Annotated in this window: 20 protein-coding genes; 14 read left to right on the forward strand and 6 right to left on the reverse strand. The window is 37.0% G+C overall.

Annotation, left to right across the window (positions count from 1 at the left end; translation table 11 throughout):
• Window position 1: 1 nt before the first annotated feature.
• From KO505_RS07470 to KO505_RS07500, 7 genes are all read left to right on the forward strand, one after another.
• Complete coding sequence (locus KO505_RS07470) at window positions 2–505, forward strand: DUF4381 domain-containing protein (RefSeq protein WP_216054824.1); 504 nt, start codon at window positions 2–4, stop codon at window positions 503–505.
• A complete protein-coding gene (locus KO505_RS07475; protein WP_216054825.1) occupies window positions 498–1,520 on the forward strand; it encodes a VWA domain-containing protein in 1,023 nt (340 codons plus the stop codon). Before KO505_RS07470 ends, KO505_RS07475 begins: the two co-directional genes overlap by 8 nt.
• Window positions 1,521–1,526: 6 nt before the next feature.
• Window positions 1,527–3,530 (forward strand): VWA domain-containing protein, encoded by a 2,004-nt coding sequence (locus tag KO505_RS07480; RefSeq protein ID WP_216054826.1) that lies wholly within the window; start codon window positions 1,527–1,529, stop codon window positions 3,528–3,530.
• Window positions 3,524–5,299, forward strand: a complete 1,776-nt coding sequence (locus KO505_RS07485) for a BatD family protein (protein WP_216054827.1) — start codon at window positions 3,524–3,526, stop codon at window positions 5,297–5,299. Before KO505_RS07480 ends, KO505_RS07485 begins: the two co-directional genes overlap by 7 nt.
• A 9-nt stretch (window positions 5,300–5,308) precedes the next feature.
• Entirely contained in the window at window positions 5,309–5,902 is a 594-nt protein-coding gene (locus tag KO505_RS07490; protein WP_216054828.1) for a GNAT family N-acetyltransferase, read from the forward strand.
• Window positions 5,903–6,063: 161 nt separating this feature from the next.
• On the forward strand, window positions 6,064–6,771 hold the full coding sequence (locus KO505_RS07495; protein WP_216054829.1) for an AraC family transcriptional regulator: 708 nt from the start codon (window positions 6,064–6,066) through the stop codon (window positions 6,769–6,771).
• Between the two features lie 100 nt (window positions 6,772–6,871).
• Window positions 6,872–7,780, forward strand: coding sequence for a DMT family transporter (locus tag KO505_RS07500; protein ID WP_216054830.1), 909 nt, complete (start codon window positions 6,872–6,874; stop codon window positions 7,778–7,780).
• 49 nt (window positions 7,781–7,829) lie between these two features.
• On the opposite strand, the gene KO505_RS07505 is transcribed toward KO505_RS07500, so the two are convergent.
• On the reverse strand, window positions 7,830–10,661 hold the full coding sequence (locus tag KO505_RS07505; RefSeq protein ID WP_216054831.1) for an EAL domain-containing protein: 2,832 nt from the start codon (window positions 10,659–10,661) through the stop codon (window positions 7,830–7,832).
• A gap of 420 nt (window positions 10,662–11,081) precedes the next feature.
• Between KO505_RS07505 and pheA the strand changes: the two genes are divergently transcribed.
• Entirely contained in the window at window positions 11,082–12,242 is a 1,161-nt protein-coding gene (pheA, locus tag KO505_RS07510) for a prephenate dehydratase (RefSeq protein ID WP_216055004.1), read from the forward strand.
• Between the two features lie 86 nt (window positions 12,243–12,328).
• Here the strand turns inward: pheA and KO505_RS07515 are convergent, their stop codons facing one another.
• Window positions 12,329–12,844 (reverse strand): hypothetical protein, encoded by a 516-nt coding sequence (locus tag KO505_RS07515; RefSeq protein WP_216054832.1) that lies wholly within the window; start codon window positions 12,842–12,844, stop codon window positions 12,329–12,331.
• Window positions 12,845–12,882: 38 nt separating this feature from the next.
• Entirely contained in the window at window positions 12,883–14,889 is a 2,007-nt protein-coding gene (locus KO505_RS07520; protein WP_216054833.1) for a beta-propeller domain-containing protein, read from the reverse strand.
• A gap of 159 nt (window positions 14,890–15,048) precedes the next feature.
• Between KO505_RS07520 and KO505_RS07525 the strand changes: the two genes are divergently transcribed.
• The 4 genes from KO505_RS07525 to KO505_RS07540 are packed head-to-tail and all read left to right on the forward strand — an operon-like array spanning window position 15,049 to window position 18,375.
• A complete protein-coding gene (locus tag KO505_RS07525) occupies window positions 15,049–15,978 on the forward strand; it encodes a MipA/OmpV family protein (RefSeq protein WP_216054834.1) in 930 nt (309 codons plus the stop codon).
• Window positions 15,968–16,414 (forward strand): DUF3019 domain-containing protein, encoded by a 447-nt coding sequence (locus KO505_RS07530; RefSeq protein ID WP_216054835.1) that lies wholly within the window; start codon window positions 15,968–15,970, stop codon window positions 16,412–16,414. The genes KO505_RS07525 and KO505_RS07530 overlap by 11 nt, the downstream gene beginning before the upstream one ends.
• The gene (locus KO505_RS07535) at window positions 16,414–17,112 is read left to right on the forward strand and encodes a response regulator transcription factor (RefSeq protein WP_216054836.1); all 699 of its coding nucleotides are present in this window, start codon (window positions 16,414–16,416) and stop codon (window positions 17,110–17,112) included. The genes KO505_RS07530 and KO505_RS07535 overlap by 1 nt, the downstream gene beginning before the upstream one ends.
• Window positions 17,113–18,375 (forward strand): ATP-binding protein, encoded by a 1,263-nt coding sequence (locus KO505_RS07540; protein ID WP_216054837.1) that lies wholly within the window; start codon window positions 17,113–17,115, stop codon window positions 18,373–18,375.
• Between the two features lie 60 nt (window positions 18,376–18,435).
• Here KO505_RS07540 and KO505_RS07545 read toward each other — a convergent pair whose 3' ends face one another.
• The 3 genes from KO505_RS07545 to KO505_RS07555 form a co-directional block, all read right to left on the reverse strand.
• Window positions 18,436–18,630: a hypothetical protein gene (locus KO505_RS07545; protein WP_216054838.1), complete on the reverse strand. Its 195-nt coding sequence runs from the start codon at window positions 18,628–18,630 to the stop codon at window positions 18,436–18,438.
• A gap of 108 nt (window positions 18,631–18,738) precedes the next feature.
• Window positions 18,739–19,473 carry a 1-acyl-sn-glycerol-3-phosphate acyltransferase gene (locus KO505_RS07550; protein WP_216054839.1) on the reverse strand — a complete coding sequence of 245 codons (735 nt, stop codon included), beginning with the start codon at window positions 19,471–19,473 and terminating at the stop codon, window positions 18,739–18,741.
• A 42-nt stretch (window positions 19,474–19,515) separates the two neighbouring features.
• A complete protein-coding gene (locus KO505_RS07555) occupies window positions 19,516–21,279 on the reverse strand; it encodes a lysophospholipid acyltransferase family protein (RefSeq protein ID WP_252731695.1) in 1,764 nt (587 codons plus the stop codon).
• Window positions 21,280–21,325: 46 nt separating this feature from the next.
• On the opposite strand from KO505_RS07555, the gene KO505_RS07560 reads away from it, so the two are divergent.
• Together KO505_RS07560 and KO505_RS07565 are read left to right on the forward strand one after the other, a co-directional pair.
• Entirely contained in the window at window positions 21,326–21,892 is a 567-nt protein-coding gene (locus KO505_RS07560; RefSeq protein WP_371819978.1) for a sigma-70 family RNA polymerase sigma factor, read from the forward strand.
• Window positions 21,885–22,595, forward strand: coding sequence for a DUF3379 family protein (locus KO505_RS07565; RefSeq protein ID WP_216054841.1), 711 nt, complete (start codon window positions 21,885–21,887; stop codon window positions 22,593–22,595). Before KO505_RS07560 ends, KO505_RS07565 begins: the two co-directional genes overlap by 8 nt.
• Window positions 22,596–22,680: the final 85 nt, after the last annotated feature.

The following is a 22,680-nucleotide window of genomic DNA, read 5'->3' on the forward strand; positions in this document are numbered from 1 at the left end:
TATGCAACCTGATTTACTTTCTCAACTTCAAGACATACAAACACCACAACAAGTTGGTCATTGGCCATTAGCTTGGGGATGGTGGGTTGTGATTATTTTGTCGCTTCTACTACTCGTGTTCATTTGCACTTCGGTATATCGTTTTATTCAACAACGTAAAGCAAAAAAACAAGCGCTTAAATTATTAAATCAAGTAAGTCCAAAACAAAACCCGCTTGTAGCAGTACAAACCATTAATAGTATTTTGAAACGTGTGGTTTTGGCTTATTGCGAGCGAGATCTAGTTGCCAATCTCAACGGCGAAAAATGGACTACTTGGCTTAATACACACGGTCATAAAAATGCTCAAATAAACTCTGAATTTGTCCAACTAGCGTATCAAGCAAATTGCAGTTCTGAACAAGCCAGTGAGTATTTAAAACAAAGTAAAAACTGGATTAATAAAAGCTTACCTTTGAGTAAACAGGCATTAAAATCAATATCACAAGGAGAACAAAATGTTTAGTTTTGCTTGGCCTTGGTTATTAACCTTGTTAATTGCACCTTTTATTATTCGATTGTTGCCTGCGGTAAAAAAACAAGAATCTACTGCATTATTTTTACCTACGTTTGATTTTATTGGCACACCTTCTCAGTCTGAAATAAAACGGGGATTTCCTTGGTTTGCTTTATTCATCTGGATAGCGCTAGTGTTGGCTGCTGCTAGACCACAATGGTTAGGGGAGCCGGTGACGATTCCACAAGAAGGCCGTGAGCTAATGTTAGCGGTGGACTTGTCAGGTTCAATGCAATATGAAGACATGATGATTGGCAATCAAAAAGTTAATCGTTTAGTCATGCTTAAGTACGTACTTAATGACTTTATTGAACGTCGTGTGGGTGACCGCCTTGGTTTAATTCTATTTGCCGACACAGCCTATGTGCAAACACCATTAACTTATGACAGAAAAACCGTACGCCAAATGTTAGATGAAGCAGTATTAGGTTTAGTGGGTGAGAAAACCGCCATAGGCGATGCACTTGGTTTAGCCGCAAAACGTTTTAATGATAAAAAAGACTCAAATCGTATTTTAATTTTACTAACCGACGGACAAAATACCGCTGGCAATATTCAGCCCCAAGAAGCATTAGAAATAGCAGTAGCCGCTGGCGTTAAGGTCTATACCATAGGGGTTGGAGCTGACGAAATGTTAGTACGCAGTTTTTTTGGTAATCGTAAAGTAAACCCGTCTGCTGACTTAGACGAAGCATTATTGAGTGATATCGCCAAACAAACCGGCGGACAATATTTCAGAGCCAGAGACACCCAAGGTTTACAACAAATATATGAAATATTAGATGAACTTGAACCCATTGAAGATGACCCTATTCAGCTAAGACCTATGCAATCATTGTTTTTCTATCCGTTAAGTGTTGCATTATTTTTATCCGTTTTAGCTGTATATTTCCCACTTATACAGCGCACATTAAAATGGAGTAATTTACGTAATAAATTCACTCCATCAAACCAAAAGAGTTAATTGACCATGACCAATTATTTAGCTCAATTTTCACAATTTCATTTTTTACGACCTGACTGGTTTTGGGTATTAATTCCCTTGATCATTTTTTGGATATTAAAACTTAAAGTAGTAACAACGACTCAGTGGCATCAAGTGATCCCTCCACATCTAGCCAATGCCATGTTAGGCAATAATAAAAATAATAAAGTAAAACAAAAAAGAACCTTTGTGCCTTTTATTTGGTTATTAGCCGTTATCGCTTTGGCCGGGCCAACGTGGGATAAAATAGAAAAACCTGTATTCCAAGTTAAACGTGCCAGTGTCATTGTATTGGACATGTCAATGTCCATGCGCGCCACAGACATCAAACCCAATCGTTTATCTAAAGCCAGATTTAAAGCCATCGACTTAGCTAATGCTATCACTGACGGTGAAGTAGCTTTGGTTGCTTATGCCGGTGATGCATTTACTATTTCACCATTAACGCCTGACACCCGAAATATAACGGCTTTAATCCCAAGTTTAAAACCTGAGATCATGCCAGTACAAGGCAGTTACCCTCTATTAGGTCTAACCAAAGCAAGTGAATTATTGCAACAAGCCGGATACCCAACGGGAGACATTTATTGGATCACCGATGGGGTGGATGATGAAGATTTACCAGACTTAACCTCTTTTTCAGAGCAAACGCCTTATCGAGTAAATATCATGACAGTGGGTACTGCAGACGGTGCGCCCATAAAAATGTTGGATAACAGTTTATTAAAAGATCATTTAGGCAGCATAGTGATCCCTAAATTAAACAACCGCGTGTTGATGAATTTTAGTAACATTAGTAATGGTGTTTTTGTTAATTCCACAGCAACCGACGCTGATATCAGAACCTTATTAGCGGCAACGGTTTCACGCCCTAGGGAGCAACAAAATCAAGATGATAGCGAGACAAACGAGGATAACTCCTTAACGGGTGATGATTGGCAAGAATTTGGGCCATACATCATTTTATTAATTTTACCATTAGTGCTTACCTTTTTCCGTAAAGGTGCCACTATCTTAATGATGTTGATTTTACCTTTTAGCTTTACGCCAAATAAAGCTATTGCGGCCGACAACGGACAAGCAAAAGTAGATGAGACGGCTGCTATTACTCCCCCCCCTTCTTGGACGGATTACGCGTTCAAAACACAAGATCAAGTTGGTGCAGAGTTATTTAATCAACAACAGTTTGATCAAGCATTAGAATCATTTGAAAACACTCAGTGGAAAGGCGCTTCAGCTTATAAGGCTGGTGACTATCAAACCGCACTTGATTATTTTAAACAAGACAACTCAGCCACAGGCTTTTATAACCAAGGCAATGCATTAGCCAATTTAAATAAATTAGATGATGCTATTAAAGCCTATGATGAGTCACTTAAACTTAACCCTAATGATGAAAAAGTCATGGCTAATCGTGCTTTGTTAGAACAAATTAAGCAGCAACAAGACCAACAAAAACAAGATGGCGATCAACAAAATCAGGACGGACAGCAAGATAAAGATCAGGAAGGCGGTCAAGAACAAGATTCACAAGATCAGCAAGATTCAGAGAAAGAATCAGATCAAGAGTCGCAACAAAACTCGGAGCAACAAGAGTCTGATAAAGAAAATGCTAACGCCGAAGATTCTAATAGTTCAGATTCTCAGTCAGATCAACAACCTGAACCAACGCCATCTGAAAACCAAGAAACGCCTGAACAACAAAAGTCAGGTCAAGAGCCTTCAGAACAAGAAACAGAAGAAGAATCACAGAACGCGAGTGATGCTGAAGAAACGAAAGTTGAGCAAACCGAACAAGAAGCTCAAGCGACACAGGCTCAAATGAGCCAAGAACAAATTGAAGATAAAGAACAACAGCAAAAAATAGAACAACTGTTACGAAAAGTATCAGATGATCCCGCAACGTTATTAAGAAATAAAATGATATTAGAAAGCAAAAAACGTCAGCAAAATGCTCGTTCGCCAAGAGGAGCAACTAAGTCATGGTAGCCCTTTTTCAATCAGACCTTAATTATTCAAAAGTATGCACTCAATTTATGACGGTTATTAACATGTTTACTCGAATTTCAATCATTTGTTTTTTATTAATTTCTGCAACAGTGAATGCAACAACGGACGTCTCCGTCACAGTAGATAGAAACCCTGTTATGGTTAACGAATCCTTTGTCTTAGAAGTTGTGGCAAATGACTCTCTGGACGGTAATGATCTTGATTTAACCCCGCTTAGACAATCTGGTTTAGTGGTGGGTCGAACAGCAACGAGTTCTTCAACGCAGATCATTAATGGCAGTATTTCAAAAACCACTAGCTGGAATGTCGTGTTATTAGCAAGAAAAGAAGGCAATTATACTATTCCTTCTCTCACTATTGATGGAGTTTCAAGTCAGCCTATTACCGTATCTGTAGTGCAGTCCAATGCCGCAGCAGGTCAAAACAATCAAACTATTTTCTTAAAAAACATAATTGAACAAACCGACTTATATCTACAGCAAACCGTCAAGCTAGTCACACGTTTATACTTTGCGCCAAATGTAGATTTACAAAGCGGTACGTTAAGCGATCCTATTTTGGATCAAGCGTTTATCAAACAGCACGGTAAAGACAAGGACTCCAGCGAAATTATTATGGGGGTTCGTTATCGTGTGATTGAGCGTATTTACACTGTAACGCCGCAATCAAGTGGCACATTTACCATTAGTTCACCGGCTTTTAATGGTGAAATTAGCACAGGTCGTCGACGTTCTACGTTTAGTAACTTTGGTGGAACTAAACCAGTGACAAGTATTGGCAGTGATATAGAGATAAATGTTTCATCGATTCCAAAACAATATTCTGGCACTTGGTTACCAAGTGACTTAGTGATGTTAAACGAAGAATGGCAGCCAAACCAAGACAGTTATGAAGTGGGTGAACCTATCACTCGAACCTTCACGTTAACCGCGTTAAACGTAAACGAAGAGCAGTTGCCAGAAGTTATTGGTAATTATCCAGACTCATTTAAAACGTACCCAGATCAATCTGAGTCGCATTCGGAAGTTCGTCAAAATGCCATCGTGTCGCAACGGGTAAGTACAGAAGCCATAGTTGCCACAAAAGCTGGTGAGTTTGTTTTACCTGAAGTCTCCGTGAATTGGTTTAATACCAAAACAAAACGTGAAGAAGTTGCCACAATTCCAGCTAAAACAATCAACATTGTTCCATCAACAAATGCTCAAGCGGCACCGATGACCAATTTACAAACACCTATCATAGAATCAACGGCTATAGGTGAACAAACTTGTGATCTGCCATCTAATTCAACTCATTCAGACAACGACAGCAGCAATCTCCCTACCGGTTCTTATAACACCCTATTAATGTGGGCCGGTTGGGCATTATGGATATTCACCTCATTAAGTTGGTTGCTATCCAGCTTATTACGCAGTAAACAAAATAAACAATCTCAGTCACCTAATAGCAAAGTGACTTATGATAAATCAGTATTAAAACAAGCGTGTTTGAACAACCAAGCGAACATGGTGCGCGCCGAATTATTAAAATGGGCAAAAATCGAATTTACTCAACCAGTATTAACCTTATCGGCGTTAATGCCATTGGTTAATCCTGAATTACAGCAACAAATTTCAATATTACAAAACAGCCAATATTCAAAACATAATACCGAGTGGTCTGGTAAAGCCTTTTGGAATGCGTTTAAAATGTTTAACTCTACGAACAAAAAACAGAGCGACAGTAATTTACCACCGTTAAATGGATAGGATAGTGTTATGACTACACCATGGCTAGTTGAGACCACATTAACCAGTGATTTAGTATCTATGGTGCCATTACGCCTAGAACATGCTGAGGCATTAGTACAGGCCGCCTCTGACGGTGAATTATGGAACTTATGGTTTACTTCCGTCCCCTCAGCCGATACGGTGCACGGATATATTGAAAAAGCATTACAGCAGCAACAAGATGGCACTGCTTTACCCTTTGTCATCATTGAGAATGCAACACAAACCGTTGTTGGTTGCACACGTATTTGTAATGCCGTTGAACAACATAAACGAATTGAGATCGGTTACACTTGGTACGCCAAACGTGTCCAGCGAACCGCTGTGAATCGTCAATGTAAACTATTGTTATTACAACTGGCTTTTGAGCAATTAAATTGCATTGCGGTTGAATTTAGGACCCATTGGCATAATGTAAAATCAAGAGCCGCGATTGCAGGACTTGGTGCCAAACAAGATGCCGTATTACGTAATCACCAGATAGGGTTAGACGGCACAATAAGGGATACTGTGGTGTTTTCCATAATTGAATCTGAGTGGCCTGTTGTAAAACAATCCTTGTCCTTTAAAATAAAGCGTTAGTTATTCTCAATGAACTAGTTACGCTAGCGCATAACTTTCCTGATACTCATATTATTTAGAAGTTTTGTGACAGTGAATAGCGAAGTTAACTCTTCACTTTATTATCCATTACTCTAATATGTATAATCAAGATGAAGTAAGACCATACATTTTGTATTATTATGAAAAATCTATTATCCATTCGCTCTTATAGTACCAAGCCAACACGTCACTCACATCAATTTAATCAACTGGTTTTACCTTTGCGCGGCGTCATCAATATATCTGTTGGTAATTTCAATGGTAAAGTAGCACCTAGTGAATGTGTTGTCGTTAAAACCAACGAAGAACACTTGTTTACAGCTAATACTGAAGCTAGATTTGTCGTCGTTGATATAGAAACCCTTCCCTCAAATATTTTATCTTCAAACTGTGTTGTTTTTGCAATCAACACATCCCTCAGCCGTTACTTAACGTTTATAGAAAATCAACTGGAAAACAAGGTTAATGCTCAATTAGAACGAGCAATGTTCGAAATGTTTAATTTACTGCTGGCGGAAGAACCGTTATTACCAAAAGTAGATAATCGTATTGGAACAGCAATCTCCTTCATAGAGCAAAATATTGCTGGGAAACTTAATATTAAATGTTTAGCTGAATCTGCATTCTTAAGCGAGACACAATTTAAGAAATTATTTAAACAGCAAACAGGGTTGACTGTAATGAAATTCATAACAAAGGCACGAATGGAGAAAGCTCAAGCATTACTAACTCACACAGACTATCCTTTACCTATTATTGGTGAAAAAGTAGGATTCAAACAACCTTCTGCTTTTAGCCGTAGGTTTTCACAATACTTTGGTATATCACCTAATAAATTCAAAAAATAAACTGAGTCTGAATTGTTAACAATAGCGTCTTAATTGTTAAAATCGCCTGTCACAATTAACATATTATTCCTGTATTGAAGTTAATATTCTAGGTTTCATTATGGAAAAGAATCAAGACAGTTTTCAAGGCGTCATTGCTATTATTATTGCTAGTTTTCTGTGGGGTACAACTGGCACTGTGGCAAGCTTTTCACCTGATATAAACTCTTTGGCGATTGGTGCGTTTTCTATGGGAATAGGCGGAGTTTTACTTGTAATCACCGCTAGGACAAAGTTACTTATAGATTATAAGGTGATGTTAAATCAACCTAAAACATTAATATTGGGTGCCGCTTCAGTCGCTATTTACCCATTAGCATTTTATAGTTCTATGCATTTATCTGGTGTAGCCGTCGGTACTGTAATTTCAATAGCCAGCGCGCCTTTTTTTGCTGCAATTTTTGAACATCTAATAAGTAAAAAGAAAATATCATTGCAATGGATTTTAAGCTTTATCATAGGGGCTATAGGTATAGTCATGTTAACTATTGGTCGAGACCAAAGCAGTATTACGTCGTATAGTATTAATCAACAGAGTTTAGGTATTGTTTTAGGCGGCATTGCAGGATTAACTTATGCAGGTTATTCATGGGCCGCTAGACAATTTATTGAAAGTGGTGTTAATTCAAAATCGTCCATGTCTGGACTATTTGGTTGTGCTGCAATTTTACTGCTCCCATCATTATACTTTACCGGTGAGAACTTATTTTCAAGCGGAACAAATACGCTAGTATCTTTATATATGGCAATTATCCCAATGTTTTTGGGATATTTATTATTTGGTTTTGGCTTGAATTACATAGATGCAAGTAAAGCAACACTCATTACCTTAATAGAGCCATTAGTTGCAACTCTTTTGGCTGTTTTAATTATTGGTGAAAGATTTAAATTTATTGGTTGGTTAGGTATTGCTTTAGTTTCTCTATGCCTGTTGATGCAAACTAGCAAAGCTAAACCTAATGTTAAATAGTTCGCTGACTTAACGTCTCTGGCATTAGGCGACTAATGGCTTTAGCTGTCTATTTCGAATTCGTAAATTGCCATTGACGTGCGGCATGTTCAGGTAATGGTTTACTGTAGAAATACCCTTGTACTAAGTAACATTCGTTTAATTGTAAAAAGTCTATTTGTTCTTGTGTTTCAGCCCCTTCGGCTATGACTTCCAACCCTAATTTTTTGGCCATGGCGATGATAGCGCCAGTGATCTCAACATCATTAACATCATGCGGTATATCTTGGATAAATGACCTATCAATCTTAAGAGTATTGACAGGGAAACGTTTTAAATAACTCAGAGACGAATAACCAGTACCAAAGTCATCAATGGAGATCTGCACACCTATTTGTTTCATTTCGTGCAACTGCAAAATGGCATCTTCAACATCCGCCATCAGATACGATTCCGTTATTTCCAATTCAACCAGGTTTGGATCAACATTATATTTTTTGATCAGTAACTCTATGGTTTCACTGCAGGTTCCTGATTCAAACTGACGTGCGCTAATATTAATAGACACAGGGACTTTGTTATCTAAACTGCTAACAAACTTAATGGCGTTTTCCATTACCCAGTCACTGATCTCTAATATCAAATGGCTTTGCTCAGCGATGGGAATAAATTTAGCCGGCGATACAAAACCTAAATCGTCATCCATCCAGCGTAATAAGGCTTCATAACCAACAATTTGTTGTTTATGAAAGTCAACTTTTGGCTGATAATATAATTCCAACTTATCTTGGCTTAACGCCTTGGTTAGCGCCAGTTCAATATCTAAACGCTCTTTGACTGTGTCATTTAATTCTTGAGTGAAAAAGTTAAACGTGTTCTTACCATTATTTTTGGCTTCAAACATCGCCAGATCTGCATGCTGTAATAATATCTCTGCATCTTTAACGTCATCATTAGACAGCGTGATACCTATACTTGTGTTTATTTGCACGCTTTGATCTTTAATCTTAAATGGCTCCGCAACTAAATTGAGAATGGTGGTTGCCGTATTCAAAATACTTTGTTCAGAGTCACCCATGCCTATAATAAGCGCAAATTCATCCCCGCCCATACGAGCCACAACATCTTCTCGGCGCAAGCGTTCGGTTAAACGTTGACCAAGTTGAATTAGGATTGAGTCGCCGCCTTCATAACCATATTTATCATTAACTCGTTTAAAGTCATCAATATCAAAATGTAATAAGGCAAAATTAAAGTGGCCGCGTTTATTCATCTCTACAAACTTTTCTAACTGGGCAACAAAAAAGCTACGGTTAGCTAAATTAGTTAATTCGTCGGTATAAGCTAACTTTTCAATTTTGCTTTGGCTGTCTTTGATAAACGATATATCTTGTAACGACACCACATACTTAGTGACGTGTCCGTTATCATCTCGCATCGGTGTTATTGTGGTATTGACCCACACTTGATTTTCAGAGCCAAACTCCTTTAACACCAGTTCCCCATGCCAGCTTTGTTTCCGTCTAATATCATTGACTATCTGCTCTGGAATGAAGGCCATCAGATTATGAATGTGACTGAAAAAACGAGAACCTAACACGATATCTCGGTCACAATTTAATAGCTTTAACGACTTACTATCGACAAAACTAATGGTGAAATCCAATTCTAAAATTAGAACGGCATTGTCTGAATAACTAACCGCTTGAGCTAGTGCCCGGTTTTCTTCAACTTCTAATTTTAATTGTTCTATAACATTTCGTTTACTCTCTAAACGGCTACCAAAACGATCAAACAAATGATTAAGTTTATCGTTAACTTGTGCAATTTCATCTTCCCCCTGAATGTGTTGGCGTAAGTCTAGATGACCGTTACTCGCTCTGGTTATTAAGTTTGCGGTTTGTCTTAAACGTATTGATACATAACGTCTAGTTAACCAAATAGTAATGAAGAACAAGATGGTAAGTAATATGGCAATGATTGATAACATCTTCATCAACTGTTGATTGGCATGTTGCAACATCACTTTTTCAGGAACATAACTAACCACAGTCCAGCCATTTTCAGAAATTTCTTGCACGACGGCAAAAACCTTATTCCCCCAATCGGTGAACTGATAGACCTCACCACTTTGTTTATCAAGGTTAATAAAGTCAACGATTGATGAACGTACAATTGAGTTAGTCCGCTGTAATAAGTGTAAGTTGTCATTTTGACGAATTAAACGTGAACCATAATCAGGATGAAATATTAAATTGCCGCTAGCGTCATAAATGAATATTTCTGACCCATTTTGAGACTCTTTTAATTTGTTCCGAAGTTCATTAATGACATTATCGACATTAATTGCACTGGCAAAGATACCCACTGATTTACCATCCACCGCTATCGGTGACATATAGAATGATAACCACTGTTTAACTAGAGGTTCAAAAAACAACGAACTCCATGTTCCTTGTTCAAGGCTTGGCTCAGCCGCAGATATTTGATCTATGAGTTCTTTTTGTTTACGTCGAATGTCATTGGATATTTGCCAATTTTCGGGGGCACTGTGTCGCACATCAAGGCCATTGGTCATATAACTGATGACTACATTATTACTGATTAAAGGTAAAACAATTTGCCAACTTTGTTCAATGCTTAAATTGTGTTCTGATGACAATAATTCTTCGAATAAAGAACCTAAAACTTGCGTGTTTTGTTGATGATTGTGTAATTGATTATCAAACAATCTTGTTATGTATTCTGACTGTTTGAGTAAATTATTAGTAACTAACTGAGTGGATATCTTTTTTTCATTTTTAAAATAAAGAGTTGCGGCTAACAACATAAAAATACATAAGCTGGTCACAATAATGAAAGTAATTTTAAAGATGATGCTTCTTGAACTTAATACGCTCACAAATGATGTGCCCTATTCGGAATATGATAGTTACCGTCAAACTATGTTTAACCTAGACTAAAACATACTTATACCAATTGAGAAAATTTATTCAATGGCTATTATCCAAAGATAGCGTTAAATTTTAAACTAGGTTAATTTATATCAATATTGATGTCTTATTATTCTTTTTATGCTGGATTTATGCATTTAAATTAGAGTTTTTACCCAAATAAATGATTGACATTAATTCCAAACAAAAATAGATTGGAATGCATGAAAACAAATACTTTATTTTTAAATTTTACATTTAGACACTTTTTTCTATTTACACTTTGTGAATAGGAAGGTGGACTTGGTGTGTTAAAAAGAAACCAATTCTAAAACCTTCCACACGGAAGGTTTTTTTATGCAAGTAAAAATGATTAAGGCTAACAAGTGATTGAGTTATCGGAATTAAGACAAGATATAAATGAAATAGACAATGAGTTAATGATTTTACTGGCTAAACGTCGTCGCATTTCTCACTTAGTAGCAGAAGCTAAAATTCAGCAAAATAAACCGGTTCGTGACATCAAACGTGAAGAGCAAATGTTAGTTGAATTGATCAATGGCGGAAAATCACTTGGCCTTGACGGTTATTATGTAAAACAAGTTTTTCAAACGGTAATTGAAGATTCGGTATTACATCAACAAGCGTTATTGCAAAAACACTCAAATGCAGCTTCTAGCCACTTGCCTATTAATCGTGTTGCTTATCTTGGTAGTCAAGGTTCTTATAGCGACTTAGCGACTCAAAAGTACTTTTCTAGACATCCGTCTGAATTAAAACAATTAGGCTGTACCAGCTTTAATGAGATCATAGATACGGTAGAGCAAGGCAAAGCCGACCATGGTATTTTACCTATCGAAAATACGTCTTCAGGCAGTATTAACGAAGTTTATGACTTACTGCAACACACCAATTTATCAATCGTTGGCGAGCTGACACACCCCGTTAATCACTGCATGGTGTCTGCGGTTGATACTAAACCAGAAAAAATTAAAAAGTTATTTGCCCACCCGCAAGTTTACGCACAGTGCAGTAATTACTTAAACCAATTCCACGATGTAGAAATTGAATACTGTGAAGCATCATCTGCCGCATTTGAACAAGTGAAAAATGATACCTCTGGTGAGTTAGCTGCATTAGGCAGCGGTGAAGGCGCTAGGTTATATGGCTTACAAATTATTGCCGAAGCCTTAGCTAACCAAAAAGAAAACTACAGCCGATTTATTGTGTTAGCACCTAAAGAAGTCTCGGTATCAACACAAATACCAGCGAAAACAACGTGGATTATGTCTACCGAACAAAAACCAGGTGCGTTAGTGGATGCTTTATTGGTGTTAAAAGAACACAAGGTGAATATGTGTAAATTGGAATCTCGCCCAATTACAGGTAACCCTTGGGAAGAAATGTTTTATGTGGATGTCCATGCTAACTTACAAGATAAAAACCTTGCGAATGCAATTAGAGATCTAAGAGCATTAACCCCATACCTTAAGGTGTTAGGTTGTTACCCAAGTGAAGATGTGCAAGCCGCACAAGTAACAATCGATTAATCAAACGGTCAATCTATTAGGGCGTTTTTCGAGTCTTATAAATGAAAAACGCCCAATAAATAAATTAAAACACGCCTAACTGATGCTTAATGAGTCTCATCGATAAATTGCTTTGTTGCTTTTAAATAAAAATTTTGTTGCTGGAACTCTATAACGGCTACCACGTCAACAAAAATGCCAGTATCCCATTCAGGCCCATCATCAAGTCTATATCGAGACTCCGAACTAGTATCTTGATATTCTTGTTTCTCTAGTTGTTCTGAATACCACACCTCATCACCGTTAATAATATATACAGCCGCCACATTAAAATCAGAAAGGTTTGTATAATACTGTTCAACTAATTTCAGGCTCATTTTCAGCGAACTATCTAACGAATTTCCTGGCATAAAATCACGCCATAAAAATGTGTCTAACTTGAGCAACTTTTCATTAACATTTAGTTCTTCATTAACTAAGTCAAGTTCCGAAAAAGTCAGTTTATCAGCTTGAATTAACTCTATGTCACTGGAATACAATTTAGATAAATGTATTTCATCATCATTACCGCTGCTGCATCCCAGCAATAAAATTATAAATAAACTAATAATCAGCAATCTCATTGCCTTTCCTTCAATAATAATCACATTATCAAGTAATCTTAATACGGACCTGTCATGTTAGTCGGATTAGACCAATATGTTTGCCACACTAAATTGTCACGGATGTAATAAAACACATCACCATGGATAACACTTCTGTCTCCCCAACTGCCATAATAATTTGAATCTGTCGTTAAGTTACCAACATTATTGAGGACTCCGCCGTTATCTAAACTAACTTCCACCATTTGCATAGACTGGAAATACTGCCAATTTAAATCACCGTTTGATGCAATACTTCGTTGCCAACCAGATAAAGGAAATGAAAATTTGAAATTGGTGTCATCAACTTTAAGTTGAGTTAACGCATGGTAGTCCCATTCTGCTACGGACGATCGGTTCTCATACACTAAAGTCGCTGCCACAATAGGATTGTTGGGATTAGATACATCGTACAATTCTGCTTTAGCCCCTTCTGTAAATTCCTGCTCAGTGGCATTGACTAAACCATTGGTATTGGGATCAATTTGTTGGCCAATACCTAAAATAAAGTTGTCATTTAATGGCTGTAAATAACCAGAATACCCTGGAATTTCAAGTTCACCGGCAATAACAGGGTGTGTAGGTTCGGATAAATCAATGACGTATAAAGGATCGGTTCTTCTAAAAGTGACAACATAGGCTTTGTCTGCAAAATAGCGTACTGCGTATATGTCTTCATCTGGCTTACCTATTGACGCTGGATTTTCATCATTAGGCAAGGTTGCAACGGTTTCTAATTGTTGTTGCTCATTACTTTTAAGTACGAATAACCTATGTACTCTTTCATTATTATCATTTAACACATTATTGTCCGAGGTAACCACGCGTAAGAACTCATCACGTTCACTAAACCTTAAGTGTGAGTTATTCCAAGCCAAGTGACCTAATACTGAACCTGAAGCCGCATAACTTATATTGTCATCGTTTAGTGCAAATTGATGGATTACTGTTTTATATTGACCGTTTTCTTGCTCGAATATTCGACCATACAAATACAAATTATTTGGTGAAGCATACAAACCATCTAATGGGGCAATGACACAAATTGAATTAAATGTTTCAGGATCATTTAGGTCAAAGGTGGTTAATGTGGTTATTTTGTTAAAACCCGTTTCATTAAGGGTAGAATCAGGTAAATAACATTGGTCAATATTCACCAATGACTGAGCGCTGCTTCCTTTTTTTGTGATGGTAGGTAATAAATCAGATATATCGGTATCGAGTACGTCTTGATAAAGAGATTGCATTTCATAGTCAGAGGACAAATCGCGGGAATAAGTTGAAAGTTCTGGCTGATAAGCACTGACGATATAGACTTTATTGCCAATTCTTCTTGAAGAAAGCACGTGCCCATCAATACTGTAATTCACTAATTCTGTCGGGGTAGCATGATCCGTTACGTCATTTATGTTTACCCCAAACGCTTGCGGCTGATACCAATAAGACTCTGCCGCAATTCCAACCACACTATTACCGCCTGCGGTAGTTAAATCATCAACTCTATTTTTTGAATAAATCGCCATCATACGCTGATCATTAAGGTATAAATCGGAAAGATAATTTGCATTTGTATCTGTTGGAATAATGGCAACTTCAAGCAAACTGTCATCGCTTTGCTTATCTAAAACACGGATATGTGGAGCTTGGTCACCTCCTCCAGAGTAAATATCTCTATTACTTGCTAAATACATAGTGTTGCCGTTGTACTTAACACGATCGCTTTCAGCCACACCGGCTTCTTGAGTGGTGGTGCCAGAGAATCGGGTTGCACTGTTATCCGCAGAAACACTTTCCGCTACTGCAACTGGCTCTTCACATTCATTACAAAAGTATTGAGTGTATGAACGAGTGCTGGATAAAAACACGCCATTTTTAATCACTAATTCAGTTTTATTTACATTGCTTTTTACTAATTTATTCCCATCCAGTTCCATCTCTTTTAAGTCATTATGATTTAAAACATGATTATTATTACAAGCGACTAACGTTGTTACTAAAAGGCTGACTAAGATTTTTATTTTCATTTTTTTGATTCCAGTTAAACCGATAGCATTAAACTTTACTCTAATAAATTTTGTAGACTGTTGTGATTTGCAATCAAATGTTATCAATTGTAACCCGGCTATAGTATTGCAAAACTTCGTGTTAAATTGAGCGCCAAGTTATCATTAAACAAAAATATAATGGCTAAAGTCCTTCTCCTAATAATTACATTCACCTTTGGTATTTGTTATTCAGTCTATGCTGATAACGAAGTCAACGACACTGAAAATCTAAAGATAGATCAGTTCAATATCAGCTTGTCTTTTGGTATCGGACAACGGGATCAGTTTGTCGTCGGTCAAGACGATTTAAAACTCTATTTAGCCCCTTCAATTAGTTATTACGGCGCCCATTTATTTTTTGATAATGGCACTTTAGGTTATACCTTCAAGGAAGAAGCTCAATGGGCTTTCAGTGTCATCACTGAATTAAATCCGTATGCTAAATATTTTAATCACAACCATATTAGCAACAGCTTCTTAGAATTTTCTGAGGCAGTTCCAAGTCCGGATTATGAAGGCGTATTAGATTCAGCAAGTGGTGATCAGGTGATTACGCCTAGTGATAATGAATACCTTATCCTGACCAAAAAGGTCACTACCGAGTTAATGAGAAAAAAACGTATCTCTTTGGATGGTGGCATCCAATTGAATTATTTTCTGGGGGCCAATCAAAGAATTGATTTCAGTCTTTTACACGATGTCTCTGACTTGCATAATGGATACAGATTTGATTTGAATTGGAATATGGGCTTTCAGTTTGCTTTATTTGGCCAACAACCTTGGAGAGCTAAGTTAGGTTTGGGCTTAGATTATTTAGACGCTAATTCCGCCAACTATTATTTTGGTTTCTCAGATGAAAATTTAGAAACATCGTATATCGAGCCATACTATCCAGGTCACATTATGATCCCGGCCATTACACTAAATCTCAACCGGAAGTTAACGAAACATTTATCTTTGATGTTGTATATCAAACATCAAAACCTGAATGCCAAAATATCCAAAAGCCCGGTGATAACATCAGATCAGATCAATACAAGCTTTATAGGGTTAACCTATGTGTTTTAGTTTAGTATCCGATTTTCACAAACATATTCGACTCCCTTTCATTTTATTACTGTTCTTTTCGCCTTATGGTTTTTCTTTAGAACAAGGTTTGCCTAAAGTTAATTCAACTAAAATTATAATTGAGCAATTTGAGATACGGCCATTAATATGTATTACTCAAATGTTAGGAAACAATTGCGAATTAAAAATCAAACTTAACTGGCGCAGTAACATCAATTCAGACTTTTGTGTTTATCAAGAAACGCGCTTAATTAAATGCTGGGAAAATGCACGACAAGGTCAGCATAAAGAAACCTTAACATTAATAAAAAACACCCGTTTTAGCTTAAGATTAGAAGGTAACCAAGTAATACTGGCGCAGCAGAATATCAAAATTAATTATACTCATAGTGATACTCATCGCCGACGGTTGCGCTCACAATGGAGCATATTTTGATGAAACACATCTTATTAATCGAAGATGATTTAAGACTCGCCAACTTAGTGCAAAATTTCTTACAACAGAATAGCTTTAAGGTAAGTTTATTAAATAGTGGGCAACATGCAGTCACCGAAATTGCTCGTCTGCAGCCCGATTTATTGCTGTTAGATATTAATTTACCGGACAAGGATGGATTTACGATTTGCCGTGAGATCAAGCAACAATTTAATAACCCTATCTTATTCCTCACGGCGAGAGACAGCAGTATCGACCATGTAATGGGACTGGAAATTGGGGCTGATGATTACATCATTAAACCAGTTGACCCACATGTATTATTAGCCCGAATTAATCTAATTTTACGTAAAGTTAACAACAAAGATCAGCTTACGAAAAATGAATTAACCTTTGGGCAGCTCACCATCAATAAACAAGCTCGAACAGTAAGTTTGGCCAGTAAACCGATTGATTTAACCACGCATGAGTTTGAATTATTATGGTTGTTAGCCCGTTGTGCAGGAGAACCTCAAAGCAGAGAGTCGATCCACAAATCTATGATTGGTCGCGAATACGATGGACTAGATAGGACCGTTGATGTACGTGTTTCTAGGTTAAGGAAAAAGCTAAATGATGACAGTAACAAACCTTTCAAACTTGTAACCGTTTGGGGCAAAGGGTATATGTTCTGCCCGAATGCATGGGATGACTTATAAATGTTGCGTTTATTTTTAAGCTTATACTTTGCAATATGTTTGGGGTTAGTAATTATAAACTACGCTTCTAGCTTTTTATACCAACACCTGCAAGATCAGTTTTATACTGACAAAGACAATGAACTGAATAACCTATCACAACTGGCATCGGCATTTTCCCAACTCAGCCTCTCGAAAATACAAGATTCCATCCCTTATGATGCTCAACTTATAGACGCTGAACATATGAGTTTGCAGCCAGAGCAAACAAGCGCCATTGAGTCAGGAAGTGTGATCTCTTTATTTGATAATCAGCAAAACTTAAATTTATATGTAAAACATCAGCAGCAACAGTTGTTAAAAATTGGGCCGATAAAACTGTCTAATCCTTCAACGGAACTTGCCAATGGCATCATTATATTCTCATACCTGATTTTAGCTGTCTTTGTTTTAGTATGGAGCCGAATATTATGGCGAGATTTAACCACACTGAAGGTCATGGCAGAACAGGTTAAACAAGGTCAATTTACTCCCAATACCTTAATCAGAAAACAATCCGTGATTTATCCTATTGTGAGTTCGTTTAATTTAATGGCCAGCAAAATAGAGCAGTTGATATCTAGCCAAAAACAAATGACACAGGCCATCAGCCATGACATTAAAACCCCATTAGCCCGTTTAAAGTTTTCATTAGCCATCTTGAACTCGCAGCCTCAGTTGATCACAAAGACCACTAACGAGATGTTGCAAGATGTTGAAGAAATCGACCAGTTAACCTCGGAATTATTGACTTATGCACGGTTAGAAAACAAACAAGTCCTTAAAATTGAGCAAGTGGATTTACAACAGCTTATGCATAATACAGCGGACAAATTGAGTCGAAACTCAGATCTTACATTAGACATTGATTGCAATCAGGCCAATGCCTTTTATTGTGATGGTCATTTAATAGAGCGATGTTTGCAAAATTTAATCACCAACGGGTTTAAGTATGCAAAATCAAAAGTTAAGGTGACGCTGATAACACACAACAAACAACTAACGTTAACCGTGGAAGACGATGGTGAAGGGATTCAAGCTAAACATCATAAAGCCGTATTAAATCCATTTAACCGAGTGGACAACAACACTTCAAAAAGTGGATTTGGTTTAGGCTTAGCTATCGTTAATAAGATAGTTATTTGGCACAGCGGTCAGTTACAAATTAGTAGTTCAAGTATGGGCGGTGCGTTAATTACTATTAAAATCCCAGACCACAGGTATTATCCCTCCCATAAAATGTAACGAACAAGTTAAATAAAAAAGGCTTACCTTGCGGTAAGCCTTTTTCCAATTATTGTAAATTTATTTGTTATAACGAATAGGTGAATTTTCAGTGATATTCACTTCCGTTTTTAAATCTTCTACCGAGTCGTTAATTTCCGTTAACGTGTCTTTTAAAGACTGCATATCGATTTCACTGTCATACTTACTGCTGATTGTTTCCAATAATTTAGTCGCAGCTTTCAATTTGTTTATCGAGGTTTTAATTTCCGTCATTTGCTTAAATAGGGATTACCTATCTCTCAGTGTTATTTTGATACACACAGTATGGCAAAGTATTAATTTATCTTTGTGCGATATATCTCAAATAAGCTCTCGTTTTAGCTATATATCACTATTTTTTCTGTTATACGGCTGATCTTCACAATATGGCGTTAACTCATTTAACCTTTTTTGGATATCACGGACAAAAGCCACTTTTCTGTTTTTCACTTCAGGATGGTATAAAGCATCTTTATAGTCATCGACGCTCACCACTTCCATATGCGTTTTTATTTTTTTAAATAATTTAGGTATTGCCTGACCAGGCACTTGAATATGATGTAAACCACCACTGTAAACAAATAATATATCGCCACTGTCTATTTGTTCAATAATATCGGCCACGCCAGCTCTCACCGACATAGGTTTACCATGTTTATCAAAACCATCATGCCGGCGCATACGCCCTTCCGGCAATATAGCAACAATGGAGTCATCATTAATTTGAGTTAAGAAGTTGCGCCAAGACGCGTCACGTTTACGACTAATAGGCACTACACCAGGCACTAATGCATGAAAAAACATACCTACTAATGGCCTTTTGGTGGTGACATCTGCCACAGGAACTAACATATGGCGCGCTATTCGCCACAAAAATGAAAACGGCGCTAACCTAACAAACAAGGCTTCATAAAGGCTAGTGTGGTTTAACAACACCACAAGTTTCACGTTATCTAACTGTTTAAATTGTTTTTCACTCAACCACTTAACTTCAAACTTATAAAAAATGTGAGTTAGTATTTTGATTGTCGACATCACAATAAAACTAAACATCTGAGCAAAACGATTGGCTCGCATTAACCTACCTTTGGAATTCATTATAAAATCAGAGCGACGTATTTAACATTGCTCTTGGTTGTATTGCAAATAAGAATCTTTACCCTGCGCTAAATATTGGTTTAATGATTTATCTGGTGCTTTTGGTAAGTCGACACTTAACAGAAGTCCAGGAGTATCATTAAAACTTTTATCAATACCGATACAATAAAAACGCGCCCCCATCTTTTGATAATGTTTCATTAATATTGGGATATCTTTATTGTCGCTTTCTATGCCCATTACTAACTTAGATAACATGGACTGGGTTGCCAATCCTTTTTGCTCTACAAAATACTCGGATAATTCTGGATGGGCTGGGTGTTGAAACGGTACTTTTGCTGTCACTTTATCGCTTGGAGTTAATGACAATTGGTTTATACAATGCACACTCATAGGCGAATACAGTTTGCTTAAAGATACAGTGCCATACAAAGTGCGGTATTGTGGGTGCCTCACTACAAACTCCCCTATACCACGCCATAATAAGAATAAACCGTAAAAACTTTTTTGGTGTTCTGGCACCAAAAACGATCGGCCCATTTCTAAACAAGGCCGTTGCTGATTAATGAACTCAGTAGAAAAGTTGAACATTTTAGCTAAATACAGGTTATTAATATCACCATTTTCTAGCAATACATCCGACTGTCCCATTCGATATGCACCAATAATTTCACCATCAGCATTGTTGTAAATAAAAAGATGTAAATAACTGGCGTCAAAGATGTCGGTATCACAAGCTTGACCTGAGCCTTCATTATATTGACGAAATACCACTTCTCTTAACCGAGTGATCTCTTTCACGACCAACGGCATCTGACCTTGTTTACCGTAATAAACTGAAAATGACTTATAGTCGACCAAATGCTGCGTTTCGGGTAAATCATCAATTTCTAACTTGAGCTGATGTTTATCAGCTGGCTTCATAATTGGTGAAAATTCAATAACATTATCTTCTGGCCACGTTTGTTGCTGATTAGGGTCCAGTAAATAAGTTTGTAGTCTTAAATAATCGTTTAATGAAGTAACATCATCAAACTTCCCTAACAATTTACTGGTCAGTATATGGCCTACATTTAATTTAATTGGTTGTCCTTTATGTTTCAACATTTCACGAAATAACATAATCAATTTCAATCGGTAATAAACCCGTCCCATATTGATAAATAATCGGCTGTTGTGACCTTCGATAAAAATTGGCAAAACAGGTGAAGATGTTGTTTTAGATAACTGAGCCGGTAACCTATTCCACTGACCATCACAGATACGTTGTTTCTCTGGTCTGTAATAACTGACTTTTCCAGCGGGAAATATCAATAACACGCCACCTGCTAATAAGTGTTGTTTACATGCTCGAATACCTTTGCCATTTTTAGGATCGGACGCGGACAAAGGGTTTATAAAAATAAAATAATCTCGTATTTCACTAAACATAGATAACGCATTATTAGCCAGCACTTTTACATCCGGACGTATTTTCTTTAACTCATACGCTAAAGCAACACCTTCTACACAACCAAACGGATGATTAGCCACTATGATCACACTGCCCGTTTTAGGCACTTGTGCAAAAAGACCTTGAGTTCCTTGTACTTCTATATTTAACGATTCTAAAAATAATTGAGAAAACTCCTGCGTTGCCTTGCCTGCCAGTTGTGACTTTTGATAAAAACGCCTAACTTTATGGATGCCCATCACCCTATCTATAAGTGGGGACAACACCTTTAACCAAGGTTTGTTCGAGTCGAGAATACTGGCAACACTTATGTTTGATATCATTTTTTTCATTATAGTTAATAGATAGGTTATTCTAGTGGACACATTAATTTAACTTTTGATTTCACTTATGGGAAATTTTTTCCGACGTCCTCAGGTCTCTTTAGGCATGAAAACAAAACAATTAAAATATGAAGCACTAGTGAGAGCCTATAGCGACGATTTATATCGTTATGGTGTCTGGTTATGCCGCGATCCAAACATAGCCGAAGACTTAGTTCAAGAAACATTCTTACGTGCTTGGCGGTCTTTAGAGTCTTTAAAAGATCAAGGAGCGGCAAAGTCATGGTTAATTACCATTTTACGCCGGGAGAATGCTAGGCGTTTTGAAAGGAAACAATTCGACTTAGTGGATATTGAAGAGTCTTATGTTCCGGATACGTTGTCGGTTGGTTCGGAGCAGGAGGTTGAAAATCATTTGTTACGACGAAAGATTGCCGAACTTGAACCTGAATATCGAGAGCCATTAGTATTGCAGGTTATTGGTGGGTTTTCAGGTGAAGAAATTGCTGTAATTCTTGAGCTAAATAAAAACACAGTAATGACAAGATTATTTAGAGCAAGAAACCAATTGAAAGACGTATTAGAGCCACAGGAACAAAACAGAGGTATCGAAAATGGATGATTTAACTTTTCGTAAACGTATTTATGCTAATCCCCATGATAATGCACAAGATATTGTTGATGCATGCCAGGATGATAAAAATAAAGCGAAATTCAAATCAGATATGAAAACATTTGATTCAAAATTAAAACAAGCTTTAACAGTGAGTACTCCAGACAATTTGGCTGAGAAAATTTTATTATCACAATCAATCGATACTCAGAACGGTTCAAGTAAACGTACAAAAGTTCATTTGGCCATCGCCGCGTCTGTTGCTGTTTTGGTCGGTGTTATTTCTGTAAAGTTTGGACTGACTAACAATTTTGATAATGTTGGTGAGTACGCTATCGCACATCATAATGCGGATATAAAACATGCCAGTGATAACTATACCTACAGCCTAGCTCAAATTAATTCAAAATTAGCGGCTTATGGTGGTGAGATTATTGATGCATTGCCAAATATATCATTTGCGAATACGTGTTATTTTGGTCGGATTAAAAGTTTGCACATGGTATTTCAAGGTGAGAAATTCCCTGTAACGGTATTTTTAATTCCAAATGAAACCGGTTTAGCGCAAAGCACTAATTTTTCGGACCAGGATTATAATGGCGAAACGATTAATGTGAACAATAATCAATTATTGATCATTACGCATAAAGACGATCCGAATAAAGATTGGTCAAAACAATTAACCCAATCCATTAAGTGGAAAAACGTTTAACCGTTATTAGCCAAAGTTGATGACAACTTTGGCTAAATTATTCTTATTAATATACTTACCTAGAAAATTATTTTAAATGTTATGC

This window comes from Psychrosphaera sp. F3M07 (genome assembly GCF_018860345.1).
Lineage (GTDB): Bacteria > Pseudomonadota > Gammaproteobacteria > Enterobacterales > Alteromonadaceae > Psychrosphaera > Psychrosphaera aquimarina.